The organism is Streptomyces sp. NPDC001514, from assembly GCF_053597075.1.
Genome location: NZ_JBSFHO010000002.1, coordinates 174,559 through 195,557 on the forward strand (window position 1 = coordinate 174,559; position 20,999 = coordinate 195,557).

Annotated in this window: 20 protein-coding genes; 7 read left to right on the plus strand and 13 right to left on the minus strand. The window is 71.8% G+C overall.

Annotated features, from left to right (window positions below):
- Positions 1-2 precede the first annotated feature (2 nt).
- The 6 genes from ACWCXB_RS03485 to ACWCXB_RS03510 all read right to left on the minus strand — a co-directional run bounded on the left by ACWCXB_RS03485 (position 3) and on the right by ACWCXB_RS03510 (position 6,796).
- Positions 3-1,604 carry an acyl-CoA carboxylase subunit beta gene (locus ACWCXB_RS03485; RefSeq protein WP_450718536.1) on the minus strand — a complete coding sequence of 534 codons (1,602 nt, stop codon included), beginning with the start codon at positions 1,602-1,604 and terminating at the stop codon, positions 3-5.
- A gap of 117 nt (positions 1,605-1,721) precedes the next feature.
- The gene (locus ACWCXB_RS03490) at positions 1,722-3,413 is read right to left on the minus strand and encodes an acyclic terpene utilization AtuA family protein (protein WP_450718538.1); all 1,692 of its coding nucleotides are present in this window, start codon (positions 3,411-3,413) and stop codon (positions 1,722-1,724) included.
- A gap of 1 nt (position 3,414) precedes the next feature.
- Complete coding sequence (locus ACWCXB_RS03495; protein ID WP_450718540.1) at positions 3,415-4,203, minus strand: TIGR03084 family metal-binding protein; 789 nt, start codon at positions 4,201-4,203, stop codon at positions 3,415-3,417.
- Positions 4,204-4,326: 123 nt separating this feature from the next.
- Positions 4,327-5,082, minus strand: a complete 756-nt coding sequence (locus ACWCXB_RS03500) for a DUF429 domain-containing protein (RefSeq protein WP_450718542.1) — start codon at positions 5,080-5,082, stop codon at positions 4,327-4,329.
- 1 nt (position 5,083) lies between these two features.
- Entirely contained in the window at positions 5,084-5,875 is a 792-nt protein-coding gene (locus tag ACWCXB_RS03505; RefSeq protein ID WP_450718544.1) for a protein-L-isoaspartate O-methyltransferase family protein, read from the minus strand.
- 33 nt (positions 5,876-5,908) lie between these two features.
- Entirely contained in the window at positions 5,909-6,796 is an 888-nt protein-coding gene (locus ACWCXB_RS03510; RefSeq protein WP_450718945.1) for an EamA family transporter, read from the minus strand.
- Between the two features lie 340 nt (positions 6,797-7,136).
- Between ACWCXB_RS03510 and ACWCXB_RS03515 the strand changes: the two genes are divergently transcribed.
- The gene (locus tag ACWCXB_RS03515; RefSeq protein WP_450718546.1) at positions 7,137-7,946 is read left to right on the plus strand and encodes an HAD family hydrolase; all 810 of its coding nucleotides are present in this window, start codon (positions 7,137-7,139) and stop codon (positions 7,944-7,946) included.
- Positions 7,947-7,979: 33 nt separating this feature from the next.
- Here ACWCXB_RS03515 and ACWCXB_RS03520 read toward each other — a convergent pair whose 3' ends face one another.
- Positions 7,980-8,309 carry an immunity protein TriTu family protein gene (locus ACWCXB_RS03520; RefSeq protein WP_450718548.1) on the minus strand — a complete coding sequence of 110 codons (330 nt, stop codon included), beginning with the start codon at positions 8,307-8,309 and terminating at the stop codon, positions 7,980-7,982.
- Between the two features lie 388 nt (positions 8,310-8,697).
- Here ACWCXB_RS03520 and ACWCXB_RS03525 point away from each other — a divergent pair, with 388 nt between their 5' ends.
- Positions 8,698-9,252 carry a hypothetical protein gene (locus ACWCXB_RS03525; RefSeq protein WP_450718550.1) on the plus strand — a complete coding sequence of 185 codons (555 nt, stop codon included), beginning with the start codon at positions 8,698-8,700 and terminating at the stop codon, positions 9,250-9,252.
- A 97-nt stretch (positions 9,253-9,349) separates the two neighbouring features.
- Here ACWCXB_RS03525 and ACWCXB_RS03530 read toward each other — a convergent pair whose 3' ends face one another.
- Positions 9,350-10,009 (minus strand): HAD family hydrolase, encoded by a 660-nt coding sequence (locus ACWCXB_RS03530; RefSeq protein ID WP_450718552.1) that lies wholly within the window; start codon positions 10,007-10,009, stop codon positions 9,350-9,352.
- A gap of 239 nt (positions 10,010-10,248) precedes the next feature.
- Here ACWCXB_RS03530 and ACWCXB_RS03535 point away from each other — a divergent pair, with 239 nt between their 5' ends.
- Positions 10,249-10,719: a hypothetical protein gene (locus ACWCXB_RS03535; protein WP_450718554.1), complete on the plus strand. Its 471-nt coding sequence runs from the start codon at positions 10,249-10,251 to the stop codon at positions 10,717-10,719.
- 365 nt (positions 10,720-11,084) lie between these two features.
- On the opposite strand, the gene ACWCXB_RS03540 is transcribed toward ACWCXB_RS03535, so the two are convergent.
- From ACWCXB_RS03540 to ACWCXB_RS03550, 3 genes are all read right to left on the minus strand, one after another.
- The gene (locus tag ACWCXB_RS03540) at positions 11,085-11,741 is read right to left on the minus strand and encodes a class I SAM-dependent methyltransferase (RefSeq protein ID WP_450718947.1); all 657 of its coding nucleotides are present in this window, start codon (positions 11,739-11,741) and stop codon (positions 11,085-11,087) included.
- A 529-nt stretch (positions 11,742-12,270) separates the two neighbouring features.
- Complete coding sequence (locus ACWCXB_RS03545) at positions 12,271-12,861, minus strand: Uma2 family endonuclease (RefSeq protein ID WP_450718556.1); 591 nt, start codon at positions 12,859-12,861, stop codon at positions 12,271-12,273.
- Positions 12,862-12,971: 110 nt separating this feature from the next.
- Positions 12,972-15,773 (minus strand): FAD-binding and (Fe-S)-binding domain-containing protein, encoded by a 2,802-nt coding sequence (locus ACWCXB_RS03550; RefSeq protein WP_450718558.1) that lies wholly within the window; start codon positions 15,771-15,773, stop codon positions 12,972-12,974.
- Positions 15,774-15,905: 132 nt separating this feature from the next.
- Between ACWCXB_RS03550 and serC the strand changes: the two genes are divergently transcribed.
- The 3 genes from serC to ACWCXB_RS03565 all read left to right on the plus strand — a co-directional run bounded on the left by serC (position 15,906) and on the right by ACWCXB_RS03565 (position 18,554).
- Positions 15,906-17,024: a phosphoserine transaminase gene (gene serC, locus ACWCXB_RS03555; RefSeq protein WP_450718560.1), complete on the plus strand. Its 1,119-nt coding sequence runs from the start codon at positions 15,906-15,908 to the stop codon at positions 17,022-17,024.
- Between the two features lie 314 nt (positions 17,025-17,338).
- Positions 17,339-18,001, plus strand: a complete 663-nt coding sequence (locus ACWCXB_RS03560) for a DUF4360 domain-containing protein (RefSeq protein ID WP_450718562.1) — start codon at positions 17,339-17,341, stop codon at positions 17,999-18,001.
- A 133-nt stretch (positions 18,002-18,134) separates the two neighbouring features.
- Entirely contained in the window at positions 18,135-18,554 is a 420-nt protein-coding gene (locus ACWCXB_RS03565; protein WP_450718564.1) for a PPOX class F420-dependent oxidoreductase, read from the plus strand.
- 7 nt (positions 18,555-18,561) lie between these two features.
- Here ACWCXB_RS03565 and ACWCXB_RS03570 read toward each other — a convergent pair whose 3' ends face one another.
- On the minus strand, positions 18,562-19,566 hold the full coding sequence (locus tag ACWCXB_RS03570; RefSeq protein WP_450718566.1) for a WD40 repeat domain-containing protein: 1,005 nt from the start codon (positions 19,564-19,566) through the stop codon (positions 18,562-18,564).
- A 70-nt stretch (positions 19,567-19,636) separates the two neighbouring features.
- On the opposite strand from ACWCXB_RS03570, the gene ACWCXB_RS03575 reads away from it, so the two are divergent.
- Positions 19,637-20,323 (plus strand): GDSL-type esterase/lipase family protein, encoded by a 687-nt coding sequence (locus ACWCXB_RS03575; RefSeq protein WP_450718568.1) that lies wholly within the window; start codon positions 19,637-19,639, stop codon positions 20,321-20,323.
- A gap of 175 nt (positions 20,324-20,498) precedes the next feature.
- Here the strand turns inward: ACWCXB_RS03575 and ACWCXB_RS03580 are convergent, their stop codons facing one another.
- Positions 20,499-20,954, minus strand: a complete 456-nt coding sequence (locus ACWCXB_RS03580) for a carboxymuconolactone decarboxylase family protein (RefSeq protein WP_450718570.1) — start codon at positions 20,952-20,954, stop codon at positions 20,499-20,501.
- Between the last annotated feature and the right edge of the window lie 45 nt (positions 20,955-20,999).

Consider the following 20,999-nt stretch of genomic DNA (forward strand, 5'->3'; position numbering starts at 1 on the left):
TCTCACATCCTGAAGACGCCGAAGCCGCCGCGCGCGCCTTCGACCGGGGCCGTGTGGATGGCGGACAGGCACATGCCGAGGACCGTCCGGGTGTCGCGCGGGTCGATGACGCCGTCGTCGTACAGCCGCCCGGACAGGAACATCGGCAGCGATTCCGTCTCGATCTGCTGCTCCACCATCGCCCGCAGGCCGACGTCCGCCTCGTCGTCGTACGGCTGCCCCTTCGCGGCGGCGGACGCACGGGCGACGATCGACAGGACTCCGGCGAGCTGCTGCGGGCCCATCACGGCGGACTTGGCGCTGGGCCAGGCGAAGAGGAAGCGCGGGTCGTAGGCCCTGCCGCACATGCCGTAGTGCCCGGCGCCGTAGCTCGCGCCCATCAGCACGGACAGGTGCGGGACCTTCGAGTTCGACACCGCGTTGATCATCATCGCGCCGTGCTTGATGATGCCGCCCTGCTCGTACTCCTTGCCGACCATGTAGCCGGTGGTGTTGTGGAGGAAGAGGAGCGGGATGTCGCGCTGGTTGGCGAGCTGGATGAACTGGGCGGCCTTCTGCGACTCGGCGCTGAACAGCACGCCCTGCGCATTGGCCAGGACGCCGACGGGGTAGCCGTGCAGCCGTGCCCAGCCGGTGACCAGGCTCGTCCCGTACAGCGGCTTGAACTCGTCGAAGTCGGAGCCGTCGACGATCCGGGCGATGACCTCGCGCGGGTCGAAGGGGGTCTTGAGGTCCTCGGGGACGATGCCGAGCAGCTCGTCCTCGTCGTACTTCGGCTCCGCGGCGGGAACGGCCGGATCGGGGTGCGCCTTGCGGTGGTTGAGGCGGGCGACGATCCGGCGGGCATGGCGGACGGCGTCGTGCTCGTCGTGCGCGTAGTGGTCGGCGAGACCGGAGGTGCGGGCGTGCATCTCGGCGCCGCCGAGGGACTCGTCGTCGCTCTCCTCGCCGGTGGCCATCTTGACGAGCGGCGGGCCGCCGAGGAAGACCTTCGACTGCTCCTTGATCATGACGGTGTGGTCGGACATTCCGGGTACGTACGCCCCGCCGGCGGTGGAGTTGCCGAAGACGACGGCGATGGTCGGGATACCGGCGGCGGAGAGCCGGGTGAGGTCGCGGAAGAGGGCCCCGCCGGGGATGAAGATCTCCTTCTGGGAAGGGAGATCGGCGCCGCCCGACTCGACGAGGCTGATGACGGGGAGGCGGTTGGCGAACGCGATCTCGTTGGCGCGGAGGGCCTTCTTCAGCGTCCAGGGGTTGCTGGCTCCGCCGCGTACGGTCGGGTCGTTGGCGGTGATCAGGCACTCGACGCCCTCGACCGTCCCGATGCCGGTGACGATGGAGGCGCCGACGGGGTAGTCGCTCCCCCACGCGGCGAGCGGCGACAGCTCCAGGAACGGTGTGTCCGGGTCGAGGAGGAGCTCGATCCGCTCGCGGGCGAGCAGCTTGCCACGCTTCCGGTGCCGGGCGACGTATTTCTCGCCGCCGCCTGCCAGGGCCTTCGTGTGCTCGGCGTCGAGCGCGTCGAGCTTGGTGAGCATGGCGGCGCGGTGGGCGGCGTATTCGGGTGACGTCGTGTCCAGCGTGCTGGCGAGGATGGTCATGGGGTCACCTCCGGTGGGGGTGGGGGGCGGGTGCGGGTGGGGCTCCCTCGGAGCCCGTCCGGCGTTCGAGGGCGGACACCCGGGCCGCCCGGCCGGTACCGGGCGCGCACGTCGGCGTCACAGCAGCACCTCCGGCACGTCGACGTGTCGCGCCCGAAGCCACTCGCCCACCGCCTTCGCCTGGGGGTCGAAGCGGGCCTGCGCGGCGACGCCCTCGCCGAGCAGCCCGTGGACGACGAAGTTCAGCGCGCGCAGGTTCGGCAGGACGTGCCGTGCGACGGTCGAGCCCGCGGCCTCCGGCAGGAGATCACGGAAGCGGTCCACCGTGAGCTCGTGGGCCAGCCACCGCCACGCCTCGTCCGTCCGGACCCACACCCCGACGTTCGCGTCCCCGCCCTTGTCGCCGCTGCGGGCGCCCGCGACGGCGCCGAGCGGTACGCGGCGCACCGGACCGCCGGCCGGGAGCGGCTCGGGCAGGGGCGGTGCGGCGACGGGCTCCAGCGGCCGCGTACGCCCCGCCGCAGGCACAGGCACCGGCATCCGCTCCCCGTCCGGCAGCACGGCGACGTGCTCCACCGACGCCGCGTCCACGTACACCGCCTCGAACACCCCGTACGGTGCGCCCTTCCCCGGCGGGGCCGTCACATGGAAGCCGGGGTAGCTGCCGAGCGCCAGCTCGATCGCCGCGCCGCTGACGACCCGGCCCACGGCCTCCGCGTCCCGGTCCCGTACCACCAGCCGGAGCAGCGCGCTCGCCGTCTCCTCCGTGTCCGCATCGGGGCGGTCGGTGCGGGCCAGTTCCCAGCGGACCTCCTCCGGCCGGGACTTGGCCCGCGCGAAGGCGTCCTCGAGCTGCCCCCGCACCAGCTCCGCCTTCGCCTCCACGTCCAGTCCTGTCAGGACGAAGACGACTTCGTTGCGCCAGCCGCCGACCCTGCACAGCCCGGTCTTGAGGGTGGGGGGCGGGGCCTCGCCGCGCACGCCCGTGACACGGACCCGGTCGGGCCCGTCCTGGGTGAGCCGTACGGAGTCGAGGCGGGCGGTGACGTCGGGACCGGCATACCGGGCGCCGCCCGTCTCGTACAGGAGCTGGGCCGTGACCGTACCGACGTCCACGAGCCCGCCGGTGCCGGGGTGTTTGGTGATGACGCAGCTGCCGTCGGCGTGCAGCTCCGCTACGGGGAAGCCGGGCCGCCGCACGTCATGGCCGGTGAAGAAGGAGTAGTTGCCGCCGGTCGCCTGCGTGCCGCACTCCAGCACATGCCCGGCGACCACCGCGCCCGCCAGTTGGTCGTACGCCTCGGGGCCCCAGCCGAACCGCCACTGCGCGGGCCCTGTGACCAGCGCCGCGTCCGTGACCCGCCCGGTGACGACGACGTCGGCCCCGGCGGCGAGGCACGCGGCGATCCCGCCCCCGCCGAGGTACGCGTTCGCCGCGAGCGCGTCCGGGAAGCGGGCGGTCAGGTCGTCGCCCTCGACGTGGGCGACCCGCACGGGCACGCCCACCCGGTCCGCGAGCGCGCGCACCGCGTCCGCGAGGCACGCCGGGTTGAGCCCGCCGGCGTTGGTGACGATCCGCACCCCGCGCTCGTGGGCGAGCCCGAGGCCCTCCTCCAGTTGCCGCAGAAACGTCTTGGCGTAGCCGAGGCGCGAGTCCTTCGCCCGGTCGCGGCCGAGGATGAGCATGGTCAGCTCGGCGAGGTAGTCGCCGGTCAGTACGTCGAGTTCGCCGCCCGTCAGCATCTCGCGCACGGCGTCGAAGCGGTCGCCGTAGAACCCGGAGGCGTTGCCGATCCTCAAGGTGTCCATGTCACGCCCCCTTGGGCGCGCGGCCCGCACCCGCCGGGCCCGCGAAGGCCTGGGCGATGTCCAGCCACCGGTCGGCGTCGGGGCCCTCGGCCCGTACGGCGAGGTCGTCGCGGTGGGCGCGCTGCGTGACCAGCAGGCAGAAGTCCAGCGCGGGGCCGGTCACGCGCTGGGTGGCGTCCTCGGGCCCGTACGTCCACAGCGCCCCGTCCGGAGCGGTCAGCTCGATCCGGAACGCCTCCTTCGGCGCCTCGATCCCGCGCACGAAGTAGGCGTAGTCCCGGGCGCGTACGCCGATGTGCGCGACATGCCGCAGCCGCGCGGTCGGTTCGCGTACGACGCCGAGCGCGTCGGCGACGTCCTGGCCGTGCGCCCAGGTCTCCATGAGCCGGGCGGTCGCCATCGACATGGCACTCATAGGCGGCCCGTACCAGGGGAAACGGGCCCCGGGGGGCGCACCGCGCAGGGCCTGGCGGAGCCGCTCGCGGCCGGCGCGCCACCGCCCCAGCAGCTCGGCCGGCGGCTGCCCGGCCCCCGCCTCCGCGGCCTGGTCGACGAAGGCGTCGGGCGCGGCGAGGGCCTTCTTCACCTCGGCGCCGAAGGCTTCGGCGTCCGTGACGGCGAGCAGGGCCACCTCGTCGGTCCAGGCGAGGTGGGCGATCTGGTGGGCGACGGTCCAGCCCGCGGCGGGGGTCGCGGCGGCCCATCGCTCCTCGCTCAACTCGGCGACGAGCCGGTCGAGTTCCTCGCTCTCTGCGCGCAGGTCGTCGAGGACGACTGCGGTGTCGGACACGGTGCGCTCCCTCCGGGACACGGCGTGGTGTCCGGAGCATGGCAGCGCGAGCAGAAACAAGCAAGCGTGCTTGCTTTACTTTTTCGGCGTCCGCACGAGCCCGTCGGCGGCCCCCAGTCACCGTCAGTACCAGATCGCGATCGGACGGCCGCGGCCGTCGTGTTGGGGCGGGTCCGGGAGCGAGCGCGCGCGGCCCAGGGCGATCCGGTGTGCGCTCCACGCCGCGGCCGCCGCGTCCAGCACGTCGTCCGGCCGGGCACGTCCCGCCTCCCCGAGCTCGTCGGGGATGACGACGCCGGCGGCCTCGAGGAGCGAGCGCCGGGCCATCTGCCCCGCCCAGCTCCTCTTGCGGTGCGGGAGCGGCGTCTCCCCGGCCAGCGCCCAGAACGACACCTCGGGGTGCACTTCGAAGAGGCGATCGCCCCCGGCGTCCGCCAAGCAGCCGTTCGCCTCGCGGAGTTTGGCGGCCAGCGCCCAGCTCTGGCGGCTGAGCCCGGCACCGGTGAGCTCCCGGCACCGGCGGTTCGCGGTCTCGTACTGCTCCTCCTGCCACACAGCGTGCGGCGGTACCCGGAAGACACTGCTCCGCAGCCGGCCCAGCAGGGCCGCCGCGTACGCGTCCGCGTGCCGCCATCCCTCGTCCAGGAGCCCCAGCGGCATGTCCTCGGCCACGACCTCGACGCCGGCGTCGGCGTCGGCGTCGGCGTCGGCGTTCGTGTCGGCACCGGCGTCGGCGCCGGCGCCGCTCCCGGGCTGCCCCGCATCGCGCAGCAGGGAGCGCAGGTCGGCGCTCAGGCGAGCCCCCGCGAATCGGGCATCACGGAGCTCGACCGCCACCCACCCGTCCGCACACGCGTCGACGCCGAGGACCGCCACCATGTCACCCAGCATCCCCGAACGGGGCGGTCGCGGGATATCCGTGGTCCCCGTACAGGCGGACGAAGTGGGCCGCCACGATCCTCCCGCGGCGTACGAGACCCCGGGCCGTCCGCTCGTACAGCTCGACCTCCTCCTGGCCACCCGGGCCGATCGGCTGGACCAGACGGCCGCCGATCCGCAGCTGCCGGACCAGCGGCGGCGGGACTTCCGGGAAGGCGGCGCAGACGATGACGGCGTCATAGGGGGCGCGGGCGGGCATGCCGAGGGTGCCGTCGCCGACAACGATCTCGACGTTCTCGAAGGTCTCGGCGGTCTCGGCGGTCTCGACGGTCTCGACGGTCTCGGCGATCTTGGCGGTCTCGACGGCCTCGACGGTCTTGACGGTCTTGACGGTCTTGACTCCTTCGCCGGCGAGGTTGGCCCTGGCCTGCTCCGCCATGTCCGGCCAGCGCTCGACACTCACGACGTACGCGGCGAGGCGGGCCAGCAGTGCGGTCTGGAAGCCGTAGCCGGTGCCGATCTCCAGGACGCGCTCGCTCCCGGTGAGACCCAGCGCGGCAACCATCATGGCCACGAGGGAGGGTTGCGTCGTCACCTGACCGTGGCTGATGGGGATCGGCACGTCCGCGTACGCCGATGCGCGGTGGGAGACGGGGACGAATGCCGAGCGCGGGGTGACGCGGATGGCCTGCAGCAGGCGATCGTCCCGCACACCGGCGGCACGGGCGGCCCTGACCAGGTCTTCAGGGCTGCCTTCGGGGGCGGGGTCGGGGTCGAGGTCGGGGTGGATCATCGTGTCCGCCTCCCGTACGGGTCACCGGGCGGGCTACCGGGTGGCGCGCTGCACCTGTGTCCGTACCGCCCCCATGCTCGCAGCGATCACCAGGGCGATCGCCACCGCATCGGCGGCGGAAAGGGCCTGGTGCAGCACCAGGAATCCGGCGGTCGCCGCGATCGCGGGCTCCAGGCTCATCAGTACGGCGAAGGTCGACGCGGGCAGCCGGCGCAGGGCCAGGAGCTCGAGCGTGTACGGCAGCACGGACGACATCAGCGCGACCGCGAGCCCGAGCCCGATCGTGGACGGCACCAACAGTTTGCTCCCCGCCTCGGCGAAGCCGAACGGCAGGCTGAGCACCGCGCCGACCGCCATGGCGAGGGCGAGCCCGTCGGCCTGCGGGAAGCGGCGTCCGGTGCGAGCGCTGAAGACGATGTACGCGGCCCACATCGCGCCCGCCCCGATGGCGAAGGCCGCACCGACCGGGTCGAGGCGGTCGAAGCCACCGCCGCTGAGCAGGACGACGCCGCCGAGCGCGAGGCCCGCCCACAGCAGATTGATCAGCCGCCGCGACACGACGACCGAGAGCGCGAGCGGTCCGAGCACCTCCAGGGTGACGGCGGCGCCCAGCGGAATCCGGTCCGCGGCTTGGTAGAACAGCATGTTCATGGCCGCCATGGCGATGCCGAAGGCGACGACCGTGCCCCAGTCGGCGCGGGAGTGCCCGCGCAGCCGCGGCCGGCAGACCAGCATCAGGACGACCGCGGCGAGCACGAGTCGCAGCGTGACGACGCCGAGCGCACCCGCGCGGGGCATCAGCAGCACGGCGACGGCGGCACCGAACTGCACCGAGAGCCCGCCCGCGACGACGAGCGCGACCGGCCCGAGCGCGCGCCCGCGCCCTCCGCCGCTCTCCAGGGCACCGGCCGCTTCGGGCAGCACGACGGCGGAGGCGGCCGCCTGATCTGCGCTCGCGCTCGCGCCGGGGGCGGCGCTGGCGCTCACGCTCGCGCTCGGGGACCCGCTCACCGATTCCACCTTCGTCCATCCAGCTAAACTTTTGGTCCAAAATACTGCACCGGAGGATTCTGGTCCACTTTCAGGGTGCCGGGCTGCGGGGCTCCCGGCAGCGTACGGAAGCTCCTGATCCGGCTCAGGACTCAGAGCTCAGAGCTCAGAGCTCAGAGCTCAGGGTCAGGACTCTCCTGGCAGTGCTGCGCGCGCCAAGGGCCGACGGGATATGAATCCGCACCCCGTGGCGGCTCGTTAAGCTGTCGCGATGCTGCCGCCCCGACTGATCGCCACCGACCTGGACGGCACGCTCCTGCGCAAGGACGGCAGCGTCTCGGAACGCACTCAGCGCGCCCTGCGGACCGCCGCGGACGCCGGTTCGGAGGTCGTCTTCGTCACGGCCCGGCCGCCCCGGTACGTCGACGCGCTCGCCACCGCGACCGGCCTGGTCGCCACAGCGGTGTGCAGCAACGGCGCACTCGTGTACGACGTCGGGACGCGTACCGTCACCAGCTCCCGGACCCTGCCCCTCCCGGTCGCCCGCGAGGTGGCCACCGCACTGTCGGCAGCAGCCCCCGGGCTGGGCTTCGCCGTGGAGACGGGGCACCGGTTCCTGTACGAACCCGCGTACGGGATGCGCTTCTCCGGCGCCCCCGAAGCCGAGCTCGCCGTGTCGTCCCTGGCCGACCTGTGGCTGGCGGACGTCCCCATCGTGCAACTGCTGGCCTGCTCGGCCCGGTTCGACGCCGACAGACTGCTGGCGATGGCCGAGGATTCCGCAGGCGGGGCGGCCCAGTTCACGCACTCCGGCGGTCGCGGGCTGCTGGAGATCAGCGCGCACGGTGTGTCCAAGGCGGGCACTCTGGCGGCGCTGTGCGACGAACGGGGCATCGACGCCGCCGAGGTCGTCGCCTTCGGCGACATGCCCAACGACCTGAGCATCCTGAACTGGGCGGGTGCCGGTTACGCGATGGGCAACGCCCACCCGGCAGTGCTCTCCTCCGTACGACGGCGAACGGCGTCCAACGAGGAGGACGGCGTGGCCGAGGTCCTCGAACGACTCTTCGGCCGCTCCTGAGGCCGCCCGCCGCCGTGGCGCGAAAGATCGCGGCTAACCGTGTGAACCCTTGAGAACCACCCAATCTCTGACGGACTTCAGTACCGAACAGAGCCCGTCGTGATCGTCGATTCTCCTGTGCTGCGAACGTACCTCCCCGGTCGCCACGTCAGCCAGGTCCATCTCGGATTGGCCGTCTCCCCAGACGACGACTTGGCCGATGAAGTCCGCACTCTCAAGGATCCAGCTGACCGAGCGAGTTCCCCGGTCCGACGGAGCTACTTCAACCTCCGACGTAATGGCCGTGGATTCCCACTTGGAGCGCTCACCGGAAATCCATGACTGCATCGATTCCAACGGGTCCGAGTTTCTCAGCAACCCCATCCCCCAAGCTTAATGTTCTTCGCTTTCCGGCAACTCAAGAGGAGGAAGCCCTTCTTCTGTGCCAAGCGAGAGAAGATCGTGTCGGAGTCCGACACCAGTCGCCCGGTCGCCCTCCCGGAATCCGTGACGAGGGCCGCACCGGCCGCCGGTGCGCCGAAGCCCGCGCCATCGCCCGCCTCGATGACAACGGCAACCTGGCAAAGGCCTCTCGACAACTCCCTGGACGTGGCTACGGTATGCAGGCGCTCGATCGAGACGATCACACCGGGGGAAAGCCATGAGAGACAACGACGACACGGAACACCGACGCCTTCACCCCTGTCCGAGCTGCCGTCTCACGGACCGGGTTTCGGGTGTTCCGGCCGTCTACCAAGCCGGCCGGGACAGCATGACCGAGGTGTCGGCACTGCGCGACGAAGACGGGACCCGCACCGTGCGCCAGGCAAGCACGGGGCTGACCAAGGCACTGGCGCCCGCGCCGCCACCGATGCCTCACGGCTACGGCTGCCTGGGCGTCTTCGCCACCCTGGTGTCCATCGGGACGTTCATCGGCGGGATCCAGGCGGGTCATTGGTTCGAGGACGAGCCGGGCGCGCCCGCGGACGCGTACAACAGCGGCTTGATCTTCCCGCAGGAGCCGGTACCCGACCCGCCGAATGACTTCGCCTTCCTCGGGTGGATATCCGCGATCGCGCTCCTCGCCGCGGCAGCCCTTTTCGTCGTGTCGGCCAGACGGCGCGCGGCATACCGGCGGATCCTGGCCGGCCGACCGGCCGCTGAGGAGCTGTGGTCCCGGGCTTGGTACTGCGGACGCTGCGGCACGGTGCAGTTCCCCGACACACCGGGTCAGCCCAGACGTGCGCTCAGTCTGCGGGAGTTCCGCGAGATCGTCTGGCAGGCCGGCGGCTACGGTCACCTGACACAGCGACATCCAGTGGTGTGACCCGCTCGACGCCCTACTTCCGGCGTCGCGCCCGGCTGGAGCAGCCCCAGAACGACGAAGCCTGAGTCTGCCGGCGGAGCGCCGCACAGCTACGCGCTCACCCGTCGACGCGCTTCAGCAGCGAAGGCAGAGCCCGCATGTCGTCGAACACGACGGTGCCCGGCCCTTCCAGTCGCGCAGCCGGAGTCAGGCCACCGCAGTAGCCGAACGCGCGCATCCCCGCGGCGCGGGCGGCCTGGATGCCGTAGGCGCTGTCCTCGACGACCGCGCACCGGTCCGGATCCACGCCCATGGAACGGGCGGCGTGCAGGAAGAGGTCGGGGGCGGGCTTGCCTCTGGGGACGTCCGTGGCGCTGAAGATGCGGCCATCGAAGCGCTCGCTCAGCGCGGTGAGCGCCAGGCTGTGCAGGATGCCTGCGTGGTCGCCGTTCGAGGCCACGCAGAAGGGTGCGGTCAGACTGTCCAGGGCCTCTGCAATGCCGTCGACGGCCGTGAGTTCGGCTGCGAAGGCCTCCTGGTAGAGGTGCTCGTACCGCTGCTGCCAGTTCTTCTCCAGGCGCCGCCCGAGGCGTTCCTCCACCGCGGCCGTGTAGACCTCGGTGGACGAGCCCACGAAGCGCTCGATGATCTCCGCCTCGGTGAACGCGCACCCGAGGTCGGCCATGATCACGGCGTCCACCTTGACGCATATCCGCTCGCTGTCGACGAGCACGCCGTCGCAGTCGAAGATCACCAGCTCGACAGGGGGTGGTGTCATGGCGGCAGCCTATGCAGCGGGCGTGGGCGGTGGCCGAAGTCATCCCCCTCAGGCCGATGGCGACGGGGCGTCAGCCCTGTGGGAACGTAAGGCCCTTACGCCGGAACGACGCCCCGGAACCGCTTGTCGGGCACGCGCGTCTGCGGTACAAACGCGCGACACGCAGGGATGAGATTCGGCCACTCCTGTGCCCGAACATCCCTTGAATTGACGTGCACACAACCATGTGGGGGGTTGCCATGCAGGGACGCTGGGAGAAACTGAAGCAAAGAGGCGGCATCAGCCTGTTCGTCATCGCGGTGGGGATCGGTGCCTTCTTCTTCGTCGGCAGCGCCTCGCAGTCGCCGAGCGGCTGGGGGGCCGCGTACGCCTTCGGAAAGCCCGTCTCCGTCCAACTGCCCAGCTCGTGCCGTATCGAGACGATCGGCGACGGCAAGAGCACAGGCAAGTGCGAGGGCGCGAAGTGGACGGCCGACGGCCAGGCCCGCACCGGCACGCTGTACGCCTACGGGGACGACATCAAGCGCTCCGGGGACGGCGACCTGACGTTCGCCGGCGAGGCGAAGGCCCTCGGCGACCGGGCGTACGGCAAGCCCGACACCTGGCTGACCCTCGTGCACCTCGGCGCTCTCGGCGTGGCGGGCATCGGCGTCCTCGCCCTGCTTGTCAGCGCGGTGGCAGCACTCTTCCCGTCACGTCACCGGGCCTGACGGGCGACGCCCTTGACAGCACCCGCGTCCCTCGCCCGCCCAGGAGCTGGGCGGCGGCCGCGCCACCGTCTGGGGCGGCCGGGGCGCCGACGACCGGATCGTCCGGAGCCTCCAGGGCGCCGCGTCGGCGCCGCGGTGCGGAGTGCGCGACCTGACCCCGGCGGTCAGGAGCCGGCCGCGGCGACGACGAAGGCGCCGACGCGGCGCCCGACCTGACCGCCGGTGACGGCGAGATCGCGCCGCCAGAGCCGTTCGGCGAGGGAGAAGGGCGGACTCGACAGCCGTCGGGGGCCCCTCCCGGTGGACGCCCCCGGGGGGCGCGGGGCTGACGAGTCCGGCTCAACAGACCTCGGCCCCGTCGAACGTCACACGTCGGCGATCAGGGCGTACCGCTCATCGGTCACCGGGCCGCCCCACAAGTCCTGGTCGCCACTGAGCGGTTCGATCCGCAGGTCGGCGACGAGCGGACGCACGACCGCAGCCAGGTCCTCCCCGCTGACTCCACCGCTCCACGGCAGCGACCCGGCGCCAGGCGCGTACGGCACAACGCTCTGCCCTGCCTCGCGCCAACGCCCCTCGACCAGCACCAGCCGACCGCCCGGCCGCAGACGGGTGACCCACTCGCGCAACGCGGCCTCGGGGTCGGGCAGCGTCCAGACCAGGTGCCGCACCAGCACAACATCGAAAAGCTGCTCCCCGGTCGGTGGCATCGCCGCGTCACCGACGAGGAAACGCCCCGGACAACCGGCGTCCCTCAGCTTGCCGCCTGCCCGCTCGACCATGCGCGGCGCCAGATCGACGCCGGTGATCCGGTGCCCGGCCAGGGCGAGCAGCAAGGACAGCGATCCCGTTCCACACCCCAGGTCGAGAACGTCAGCCGGATCGACCGGCATCCAGGAACGCAAGAGCCGAGCCCACGCAGCACGCGTCCCGTCCGCGCGCAGCCCGTGGTCCGGCTCCTCGTCGAAAGTGGCCGCAGCAGCATCCCAGTAGGCGCTGATCGATGTTGAGGAGTCAGTCATGCCGCCGATCTTTGCAGCGGGCACTGACAGTTGCTCCGGGCGCCGGGCGCCGGGAAGACGCTTCATGCCGTCAAGGCGTCACGTCGTCGTCATGCGGTTCTCCGCTGCCCCATCGCACCCACAGGGTTTGTTGCCAGTCGCCTGCGCCGGGACCGGGCCGCGTCAGCTGCGGCACCGGGCCGGGCGCCGTCTCGATGAGGTGCACCAGCGTCCAGGCGACTGCAGTCGTCGGGACCGAAGCAGGTGGCCAATGCCTCGGCCTCTTCGGGCGTGACGGGCCGGGCAATCGCCGCGAGCCGGCCGTCCCGCCTCTCGATCTCTTCTTCGCTCGCATCCCAGTCGGGCAGCGGGCCGTCCGCGACGAAGGCCTGTACTTCGGGTCTCATGCGCCGAATGATCGGCTGCCGCGACCACCCAGGACAAGCGGGCCCTGTCCGGTCACCCCGCTTCTGTCCCGGCCGACAGGGACCGCGAACGCCTACGGGGCGCTCCCGATGGCCATGGCACACGCCGAGATCGCACAGGCGACTCAGTCGCGGGGGAAGTCGGCGGTGGCGAGGGTGAGGCCGAGGGGGGTGTTGGTGAGGTCGATCTCGGTACCGAAGGCAACGGTCGTCTCGATGACGTAGTCCCCGTCCTTGGGCTGGGTGTAGACGTGGCACTTACCGACGTAGGGGTCGGCGATGAGGTAGACCGGGACCTCGGCAGTGGCGTAGGCGGTCTTCTTGGGGCCGTAGTCGTTGGCACCGGTGCCCTTGGAAATGACTTCCGCGACGAACACGACGTCCTCGTAGCGCCAGAGGCCCTTGACGTTCTTCTCGGCGCCCTCGGCGACCAGCGTCACGTCGGTGGCGAAGCCGTTGAGGTGACCGGGGTAGTCGATCCGGACATCGGACTTGATCCGCTTCCGTGGATACACGGACCGGAGCTGGTCGTAGATGTCCGCGATGATCTCCCAGTGCGTGTCCCGCTGCGGCGACATGTAGACGGCCCCCTCGACGATCTCGACCTTGTATCCCTCGGGGGCGGGCATCCGTTCGAGCGCCTCGAACATTTCGTCCAGGGTGCGCTCGTTGTCGCTCTCGGCCATGTCGATCCTGTCGGTCTCTACGACGGTCATCGTGGCGTTCCTCCCCGGCTGCCGCGTGGTCGCCTGCAGCCGCGCAGTACAACGATACGTACGACGATGACGACACGCCCGTGACAAGCGCCGAGACCACCGCCCGATGCCTACCCCTCCCCCAGCCCGTCCGCCAGCACCTCCGCCAGATGCCGCCCTCGCCGCCCCGCCAGCTGCTCCAGCTGCGTGCGGCACGAGAAGCCGTCCGCCAGCAGGACCGCGTCCTCGCCCGCCGCGCGCACGGACGGCAGCAGCTGGTCCTCGGCGCACGCCACCGACACCTCGTAATGCCCGTGCTCGAAGCCGAAGTTGCCGGCGAGACCGCAGCAGCCACCGCTCAGGTCACCCGTCAGTCCCGCGCGTTCGCGCAGGCGGCGCTCCGCCGCGTCGCCCAGGACCGCGTGCTGATGGCAGTGGGTCTGGCCGGCGACCGGGCGGTCGATCCTCGGTGGGGCCCAGTCGGGGGCGTACTCCTCCAGGGCGCCCGCGAACGTCCGCACCGAGCCGGCCAGGACGTGGGCCCGGGGGTCGTCGCCCAGCAGTTCCGGGAGGTCGGTCCGCAGCGCCGCCGCGCAGCTCGGTTCGAGGACGACGACGGGGGCGCCGCGCTCGAGGACGGGCTCCATGACGTCGAGGGTGCGGCGCATGACCGTACGGGCGCGGTCCAGCTGGCCGGTGGAGACGTAGGTGAGGCCGCAGCAGACCCTGCCCGGGGGGAGGGTGACACCCAGGCCCGCCGCTGCGAGGACCGCGACCGCCGCGCGGCCGACGGACGGGGACAGGTGGTCCGTGAAGGTGTCCGGCCACAGGACGAGAGGGGAGCCGGGGGAGCCGTTGCGGCGCCACCAGGCGGTGAAGGTCCGGCGGGCCAGCGGCGGGATGTCGCGCTCCGGGGCGATGCCCGTCAGACGCTTCGCGAGCGCCGCGAGGGGGCGCACGCGCGCCGCCGCGTTCACCACCCCCGCGACAGGCGCGGCCAGGCGCAGCCACTCCGGCAGCCGCCCCATCGCGTAGTGGGCCGCCGGGCGCACCCGGCCCGCATAGTGATGGTGCAGGAACTCCGCCTTGTACGTGGCCATGTCGACGCCCACCGGGCAGTCGCTCCGGCACCCCTTGCACGACAGACACAGGTCGAGCGCGTCCCGTACCTCCGCCGACCGCCAGCCGTCCGTCACGACCTCGCCCGCGAGCATCTCGTGCAGCAGCCGGGCGCGCCCGCGCGTGGAGTGCTGCTCCTCGCGCGTCGCGCGGTACGAGGGGCACATCACGCCCGGCCCCGAACTCGGCCCGTCGACCCGGCACTTGGCGACGCCGACGCAGCGCCGCACCGCGGCCGTGAAGTCCCCGCCGTCGTGCGGGTAGCCGAAGGCGACGTCGACCGGCTCGCGCGGCAGCACGGCGAAGCGCAGGTTCGCGTCCAGCGGTGCCGGGCGCGCGAGCACGCCCGGGTTCAGGCCCCCCGCCGGGTCCCACACGTCCTTGAACCGGCCGAACAGCGCGACGAGTTCGTCCCCGTACATCTTCGGCAGCAGCTCCGCCCGCGCCTGCCCGTCCCCGTGCTCGCCCGACAGCGAACCCCCGTGCGCCACGACCAGCCCGGCCACGTCCTCGGAGAAGGAGCGGAAGCGCCGCACGCCGTCCCGGCTCAGCAGATCGAAGTCGATGCGGACATGGATGCACCCGTCCCCGAAGTGCCCGTACGGCGTCCCCCGCAGCCCGTACTCCGCCAGCAGCGCCCGGAAGTCCCGCAGATAGGTGCCGAGGCGCGCCGGAGGCACCGCGCAGTCCTCCCAGCCCGGCCAGGCCTCGCTGCCGTCGGGCATCCGGGTCGCGGTGCCCGCCGCGTCCTCCCGCACCCGCCACAGCGCGCGCTGCCCTGCCGGGTCGGTGACGACTGTCCCGTCGAGCGCGTCGGCGCCCCGCACGATCTCATCGGCGCGGGCCCGGGCCTCGGCCCCGGTCGCCCCGCCCGTCTCGACGAACAGCCACGCCCCGCCCTGCGGCAGCCCGCGCCCCAAGGCGTCCGGGACCAGGTCCTGCGCCATGCCCTCGACCGTGAGCGGCCGGTACGGCAGCAGCCCGGCGGCGGCTTCGGCAGCCGCGCTCTCGTCGGCGTACCCGAGGACCGCGAGGGCACGTGCGGGCGGCGACTCCACGAGCCGTACAGTCGCCTCGGTGAGCACCGCCAGGGTGCCCTCGCTGCCGCAGAAGGCGCGGGCGAGGCCGGTGCCGTTCTCGGGCAGCAGCGCGTCGAGCGCGTACCCGGAGATGCGGCGCGGCAGCCCGCCGGGGAAGCCGGTGCGCAGCAGTGCCAGGTTCGCCTCGACCAGCTCGCGCAGCCCGGCCGGGGCCGCGGTCCCCCACCCCTGGCCGATGCGGAGTTCGTCGCCCCCGTACGTCACGACCGACAGCTCGTGGACGTTGTCCGCCGTCGTCCCCCACGCCACCGAGTGCGACCCGCACGCGTTGTTGCCGATCATCCCGCCGAGCGTGCAACGGCTGTGCGTGGACGGATCGGGGCCGAACGTAAGCCCGTACGCCCCGGCCGCGTCCCGCAGCCGGTCCAGCACGGCGCCCGGCTGGACGACCGCCGTGCGCGCCTCCGGGTCCACCGAGACCACCGTCCGCATGTGGCGCGTGAAGTCCAGCACCACGCCGGCCCCCGTCGCCTGCCCGGCGATCGACGTCCCCGCGCCCCGCGGCACCACCGGGACCCCGTGACTCCGGCAGACCGCGAGCGCTGCCGCGACGTCCTCCGCGTCGCGCGGTGCGACGACGCCGTCCGGGACGCGACGGTAGTTGGACGCGTCCATCGTCATGAGCGCGCGGGCGCCGGGCCCGAAGTCCACGTCGCCGCGGACGTCCGCCCGGAGGGCGCGTGCGAGCTCCTCACGATCAGCACGATCAGCCATGCGCTCAGCGTGCCCCACCCTCGATCGGGTGACGCCCCGACGCGTCCGTCCCCCGTCCCGACCAGTGATCGGTTGTCTCATCCGCCGGACAACGCCCTCGGTGACCTGGCGGAACCGACTAGGCTCCGGCTCGTGGCCGATATCCAGATTCCCGCTGACATCAAGCCCGCCGACGGCCGTTTCGGCGCGGGCCCCTCCAAGGTGCGTACGGAGGCGCTGGACGCCCTGGCCGCCACCGGTACGTCTCTGCTCGGTACGTCCCACCGCCAGGCCCCGGTCAAGAACCTGGTCGGCGCGGTGCGCGAGGGTGTGCGCGAGCTCTTCTCGCTTCCCGACGGTTACGAGGTGATCCTGGGCAACGGCGGCTCCACCGCCTTCTGGGACATCGCGACGCACGGTCTCATCGAGAACAAGTCGCAGCACCTTTCCTTCGGCGAGTTCTCGTCGAAGTTCGCGAAGGCGGCGAAGCTCGCCCCGTGGCTGGCCGAGCCGACCGTGATCGCGTCCGACCCGGGCACGCACCCGGAGCCGCGGGCCGAGGCGGGCGTCGATGTCTACGCCTTCACCCACAACGAGACCTCCACCGGTGTCGCCGCCCCGGTCAAGCGGGTCGAGGGCGCCGACGAGGGCGCGCTGGCGCTGGTGGACGCGACGTCCGGCGCGGGCGGACTGCCCGTCGACATCACCGAGTCGGACGTCTACTACTTCGCGCCGCAGAAGTCCTTCGCCTCCGAGGGCGGCCTGTGGATCGGCGTCTTCTCGCCCGCCGCCCTGGAGCGCGCCGCGCGCGTCCACGCGTCCGGCCGTCATGTCCCGGAGTTCTTCAGCCTCCCGACGGCGATCGACAACTCGCTCAAGAACCAGACGTACAACACCCCGGCGCTGTCGACCCTCTTCCTGCTCAACGAGCAGCTGAAGTGGATCAACGGCCAGGGCGGTCTCGACTGGTCGACGGGCCGCACCGCCACCTCCGCGCGGAACCTGTACGGCTGGGCCGAGGAGTCGAAGTACGCGACGCCGTTCGTCGCGGACCCGGCGAAGCGTTCGCAGGTCATCGGCACGATCGACTTCTCGGACGACATCGACGCGGCGGCGGTCGCCAAGGTCCTGCGCGCGAACGGGATCGTCGACACGGAGCCGTACCGCAAGCTGGGCCGCAACCAGCTGCGCATCGCGATGTTCCCGGCGATCGACCCGGCGGACGTGCAGGCGCTGACGGCCTGCATCGACTACGTGATCGAGAAGCTGTAGTCACAGCTCGCACGGCAGCACGGGCTGCTGCAGCGAGTACGACACGAGGGCCCGGTGGCACTGCGCCGCCGGGCCCTCGTCGTGCGTACGGCGTGCCGGTCACGTGGAGACGGCATGGAGCTGTTGTGGAGCCGGTGTGTACGGACGGCCGATAACCGCCCTATCCGGCGCCCCGCTCCGTCCCTACGATCGGCAGCGATCCGATGTGCTTGGCATGTTCACGCCTCAACAGCTGGCCGGACATGGGATCGGCTGGACCCCCCACGGTTCACACGCAAGGCCACCGTCCACCACCATCGATCGGAGTACGCATCATGCCCACGCCCGGTGCATTACGCGCGGGTGCCGCCACCACGGCGGCCCTCGCCTCCATGCTCGTCGCCGGTACCCCCGGCACCGCCTCGGCGGGCATCGTCTCCCCGCCCGACAAGATCGCCATCGAGATCGCCACGGTCAACGGATCGGGGTGCAAGCAGGGGACCGCGGCCGTAGCGGTCTCCGCGGACAACACCGCGTTCACCGTCACCTACAGCGAATACCTGGCACAGGTGGGCGGCGGCTCGGCGCCCACCGACTTCCGCAAGAACTGTCAGCTCAATCTGATCGTCCATGTCCCGCAGGGCTTCACCTACGCCGTCGCAAGCGCGGACTACCGCGGCTACGCCAGCCTGGAGCGCGGCGCCACCGCCGTCCAGAAGGCGTCGTACTACTTCCAGGGCTCGCCCGACACGGCCGCCAGGAACCATCCCTTCAGCGGCCCGTACGACAACAACTGGCAGGCCACCGACGAGACCGAGTGGGGCCAGCTGGTCTGGGCGCCCTGCGGGGTGAAGCGGAACTTCAACATCAACACCGAGCTGCGTGTGAAGGCCGGCACGTCCAACCCGTCGAAGACCAGCTTCATGACGATGGACTCGACGGACGGCGAGATCAACACGGTCTACCGGCTCGCGTGGAAGGAGTGCCCGGAGACCTGATCCGGGCATGAGCCGGCCGGCCCCGGACCCCGCGCAGGCCACGGCGCGGGGTTCGGGTGCCCGGGGTCCCGCGTCAGGGTCCCGCGTCGCCGTCCGGGATGACGTCGGGCGCGTTCCGTGTCTTCATGGAGTCATGACGACTCCGACATCCACACCCCTCACCGCGCTGAGCAAACAGTGGGCCGTCCTGCTCACCACCCACAAACGGGACGGCACCGGCGTCGGCACGCCCGTCAACATCGCCGTCGAGGGGGACCACGCCTACGTCCGTACGTACGCCACGTCCGGCAAGGCCAAACGGCTGCGCCGCGACCAGGAAGTGGAGATCGCCCCCGCCGACCCCCGCGGCAGGCCGACCGGCCCCGAGACCAGGGCGCGGATGCGCCTGCTCGACCAGGACAGCGAAGAGAGCAGGCACGCAGCGAAGCTCCTCGACCGCAAGTACCCGATCACGCAACGGATGCTCGTACCGCTGGCGCACAGGATGAAGCACGACTCGACGCTGCACTACGAACTGCGCCTGCCGGGCAGCCCCGGCGATCGGACCACCTGACCGCGGATCAGGCCCTCTGCCCGCGCCCGCGCCGCCGGGACCGTACCGCCAGCACCACCACCAGCGCCGCGACGACCGCGCCCGCGGGCACCGCGAGACCCTTGCCGTCCCCGCCACCGCCGTCCGACGCCGACGCGCCCCCGCCGCCGCTCGCGGACCCGGAGGGCGAGTCGCCGCCCGCGCCCTCACCGTCGCTCTTGTCGACGTCCTTGCGCACGACTTCGCTCTGCTCGCCCTCCGTCCCGAACATGAGGGCCTTGCCGTCCGGCGTGTACGTCACCGACTCGGACTGTCCCTGCAGCGGGGCGCTGACGTGATGGTCGGCGCCGATGCGGCCGCCGCTCCACACGTAGCCACGGGCGCTGAAATAGGAGCGCAGCACCAGCTCCTTGCCGTCCGGCGAGAACGCCCCGTCCGTCACCCACGGGACCTCGCCGATCCGCCGGAAGACGTTGTTCCCGCCCGTCACCAGCCGGGAAGGCCCTTCGTACAGCCCTCCCCCGTCCTCGTTCTTGCTGGCGATGTAGACCCGTCCGGTCTTCGGATGGACCATCATCGCCTCGGCGTTGCGCGGCCCGTCCTCGTACGTCACGTCGTACTGCGTCGCGCGCACCGTGATGTCCTTCAGCGAACGCGGCTCGGGAAAGCGGTAGATCCACACGTGGTCCCACGAGTCGGCGTTGTCCCCGATGTCGCCGACGTACACATAGCCGTCGGGCCCGATCGAGATGGCCTCCATGTCGCGGGGCCTGCCGACTCCCCGCAGGGTGACGGTCGCGACGGTCTTCCCCGTCCTCGAGTCGACGGCGAAGACGCGTGGCTCGTCCTGGTCGTTGTGCGTCCAGTAGACCCCTGGGTGGGCGCGGCTGGCCGCGAGGCCGCTGGACTCGGTGATCCGCGGATCCCGGATCGTGAAGCCGCCGTCCTCGTCCGCGGCAGCGGCGGGCACGGCGGAAACCAGGACCATCACGGCGGCAGCCACGGCCGCCCACGTCGTACGCAACGAACACATGCCCCCAAGTGTCCATCGTCACGTCACCGGCCGGGGCGGCACCCGGCAGAGGTCGGCCATCATTACCCCCATGCGTTTCATGTTCGTCGGTGACTCCATGACCATCGGACGCGCCGGCGACTACACCTGGCGCTATCGGATGTGGCAGCACCTCAACCGCTCCTTCGGCGGCCCGTACCGGATCGTCGGCCCGCGCACCGAGCTGTACGACACCGTCGCCGCCGCCCCCGTCTCGACGGCCTACGCCGACCCGGCCTTCCCCGAGCGCGCCCGCAAGCACCTCGCCGGCTGGGGCGAGGGCTGGCTGCACATGGCGCCGCTGATCCGGGAGACGGTGACCACGACGAAGGCGGACGTGCTGCTCGTCTCGCTGGGCCTGATCGACCTCGGCTTCTACACGAACAGCAGTCAGACAGCCGTGAACGCCCGCCTGTTCATCGCCGAGGCCCGCGCCGCGAACCCCCATGTCCGGGCGGTGCTCCTGCCCGTCATCCCCAACGTCCGCGCCACCTCCGACGCGCCGTTCGCGGCGGAGTGCGACCGCTTCAACGAGCTTCTCGCCAAGGCCGTCGCCGACCTCGACTCCCCCGTCTCGCCGCTGCTCCTGGCGTCGACGCCGGCGTCGTACGACATCCACTCCGACACGTACGACGGCACCCACCCCGGCCCGTCCGGCGAACACAAGCTGGCGGCGGCCTTCGCCGAGGCGATGCACCAGGCGTGGGACCTGGGCGCTCCGTACGAGCCGGCGGGCTGATCCCCAGCCCGCCGACGCTCACGTCAAGCCCGTCCGGCGTTCGAGGACGGGCACCCTGGCCCAATTCAAGCCTGTCCGGCGCTCGAGAACGGACACCCGGGCCCACCCGGCGCTGTCGGAACGCGCCCCCGGGCGCACCGGACGGTACCGGGGCCGCGGGGGCGGAGCGCCCGGATTACCAGGTCGCGCCCGCGACCTGCCTGGTCGTCGCGTTCAGGCGGTTGAAGAGGTTCGTCGTGCCGATCATCAGGATGATCGCCGCGAGCTGCTCCTCGTCGTAATGGTCGGCGGCGTCGTCCCAGACCGCGTCCGGCACCGGGTCGGACCGGTCGCTGAGCCGGGTCGCCGCCTCGGTGAGCGCCAGCGCGGCCCGCTCGGCGTCCGAGAAGTACGGTGCCTCGCGCCACGCCGCCACCGCCGCCAGCTGGTCCTCGGTCACGCCCGCCTTCCGCGCGCTGCTCGCGCCGCCCACGACGCAGTAGCTGCATCCGTTGATCTGGCTCGCGCGCAGGTGGACCAGCTCCAGGGTCGTCTCCGGCACGCCGCCCTTCCTCGTGGCCTTCAGCAGATCGAGGATGGCCGGCAAGGCCGAGGGGATGACGGTGGCGGGGTTGTTCATCCGAGCCTGCATGGTTTCTGCCCTCCGGGGTTCTCGTCGGTCACTGCTCTGACGGAT

What these genes read in the sequence shown, in the direction of transcription:
- ACWCXB_RS03485 (WP_450718536.1), bottom strand. Translation starts at nt 1,604, where the DNA reads ATGACCATCCTCGCCAGCACGCTGGACACGACGTCACCCGAATACGCC.
- ACWCXB_RS03490 (WP_450718538.1), bottom strand. Translation starts at nt 3,413, where the DNA reads ATGGACACCTTGAGGATCGGCAACGCCTCCGGGTTCTACGGCGACCGC.
- ACWCXB_RS03500 (WP_450718542.1), bottom strand. Translation starts at nt 5,082, where the DNA reads ATGGTGGCGGTCCTCGGCGTCGACGCGTGTGCGGACGGGTGGGTGGCG.
- ACWCXB_RS03505 (WP_450718544.1), bottom strand. Translation starts at nt 5,875, where the DNA reads ATGATCCACCCCGACCTCGACCCCGACCCCGCCCCCGAAGGCAGCCCT.
- ACWCXB_RS03515 (WP_450718546.1), top strand. Translation starts at nt 7,137, where the DNA reads ATGCTGCCGCCCCGACTGATCGCCACCGACCTGGACGGCACGCTCCTG.
- ACWCXB_RS03520 (WP_450718548.1), bottom strand. Translation starts at nt 8,309, where the DNA reads ATGGGGTTGCTGAGAAACTCGGACCCGTTGGAATCGATGCAGTCATGG.
- ACWCXB_RS03525 (WP_450718550.1), top strand. Translation starts at nt 8,698, where the DNA reads ATGACCGAGGTGTCGGCACTGCGCGACGAAGACGGGACCCGCACCGTG.
- ACWCXB_RS03530 (WP_450718552.1), bottom strand. Translation starts at nt 10,009, where the DNA reads ATGACACCACCCCCTGTCGAGCTGGTGATCTTCGACTGCGACGGCGTG.
- ACWCXB_RS03535 (WP_450718554.1), top strand. Translation starts at nt 10,249, where the DNA reads ATGCAGGGACGCTGGGAGAAACTGAAGCAAAGAGGCGGCATCAGCCTG.
- ACWCXB_RS03540 (WP_450718947.1), bottom strand. Translation starts at nt 11,741, where the DNA reads ATGACTGACTCCTCAACATCGATCAGCGCCTACTGGGATGCTGCTGCG.
- ACWCXB_RS03545 (WP_450718556.1), bottom strand. Translation starts at nt 12,861, where the DNA reads ATGACCGTCGTAGAGACCGACAGGATCGACATGGCCGAGAGCGACAAC.
- ACWCXB_RS03550 (WP_450718558.1), bottom strand. Translation starts at nt 15,773, where the DNA reads ATGGCTGATCGTGCTGATCGTGAGGAGCTCGCACGCGCCCTCCGGGCG.
- ACWCXB_RS03560 (WP_450718562.1), top strand. Translation starts at nt 17,339, where the DNA reads ATGCCCACGCCCGGTGCATTACGCGCGGGTGCCGCCACCACGGCGGCC.
- ACWCXB_RS03565 (WP_450718564.1), top strand. Translation starts at nt 18,135, where the DNA reads ATGACGACTCCGACATCCACACCCCTCACCGCGCTGAGCAAACAGTGG.
- ACWCXB_RS03570 (WP_450718566.1), bottom strand. Translation starts at nt 19,566, where the DNA reads ATGTGTTCGTTGCGTACGACGTGGGCGGCCGTGGCTGCCGCCGTGATG.
- ACWCXB_RS03575 (WP_450718568.1), top strand. Translation starts at nt 19,637, where the DNA reads ATGCGTTTCATGTTCGTCGGTGACTCCATGACCATCGGACGCGCCGGC.
- ACWCXB_RS03580 (WP_450718570.1), bottom strand. Translation starts at nt 20,954, where the DNA reads ATGCAGGCTCGGATGAACAACCCCGCCACCGTCATCCCCTCGGCCTTG.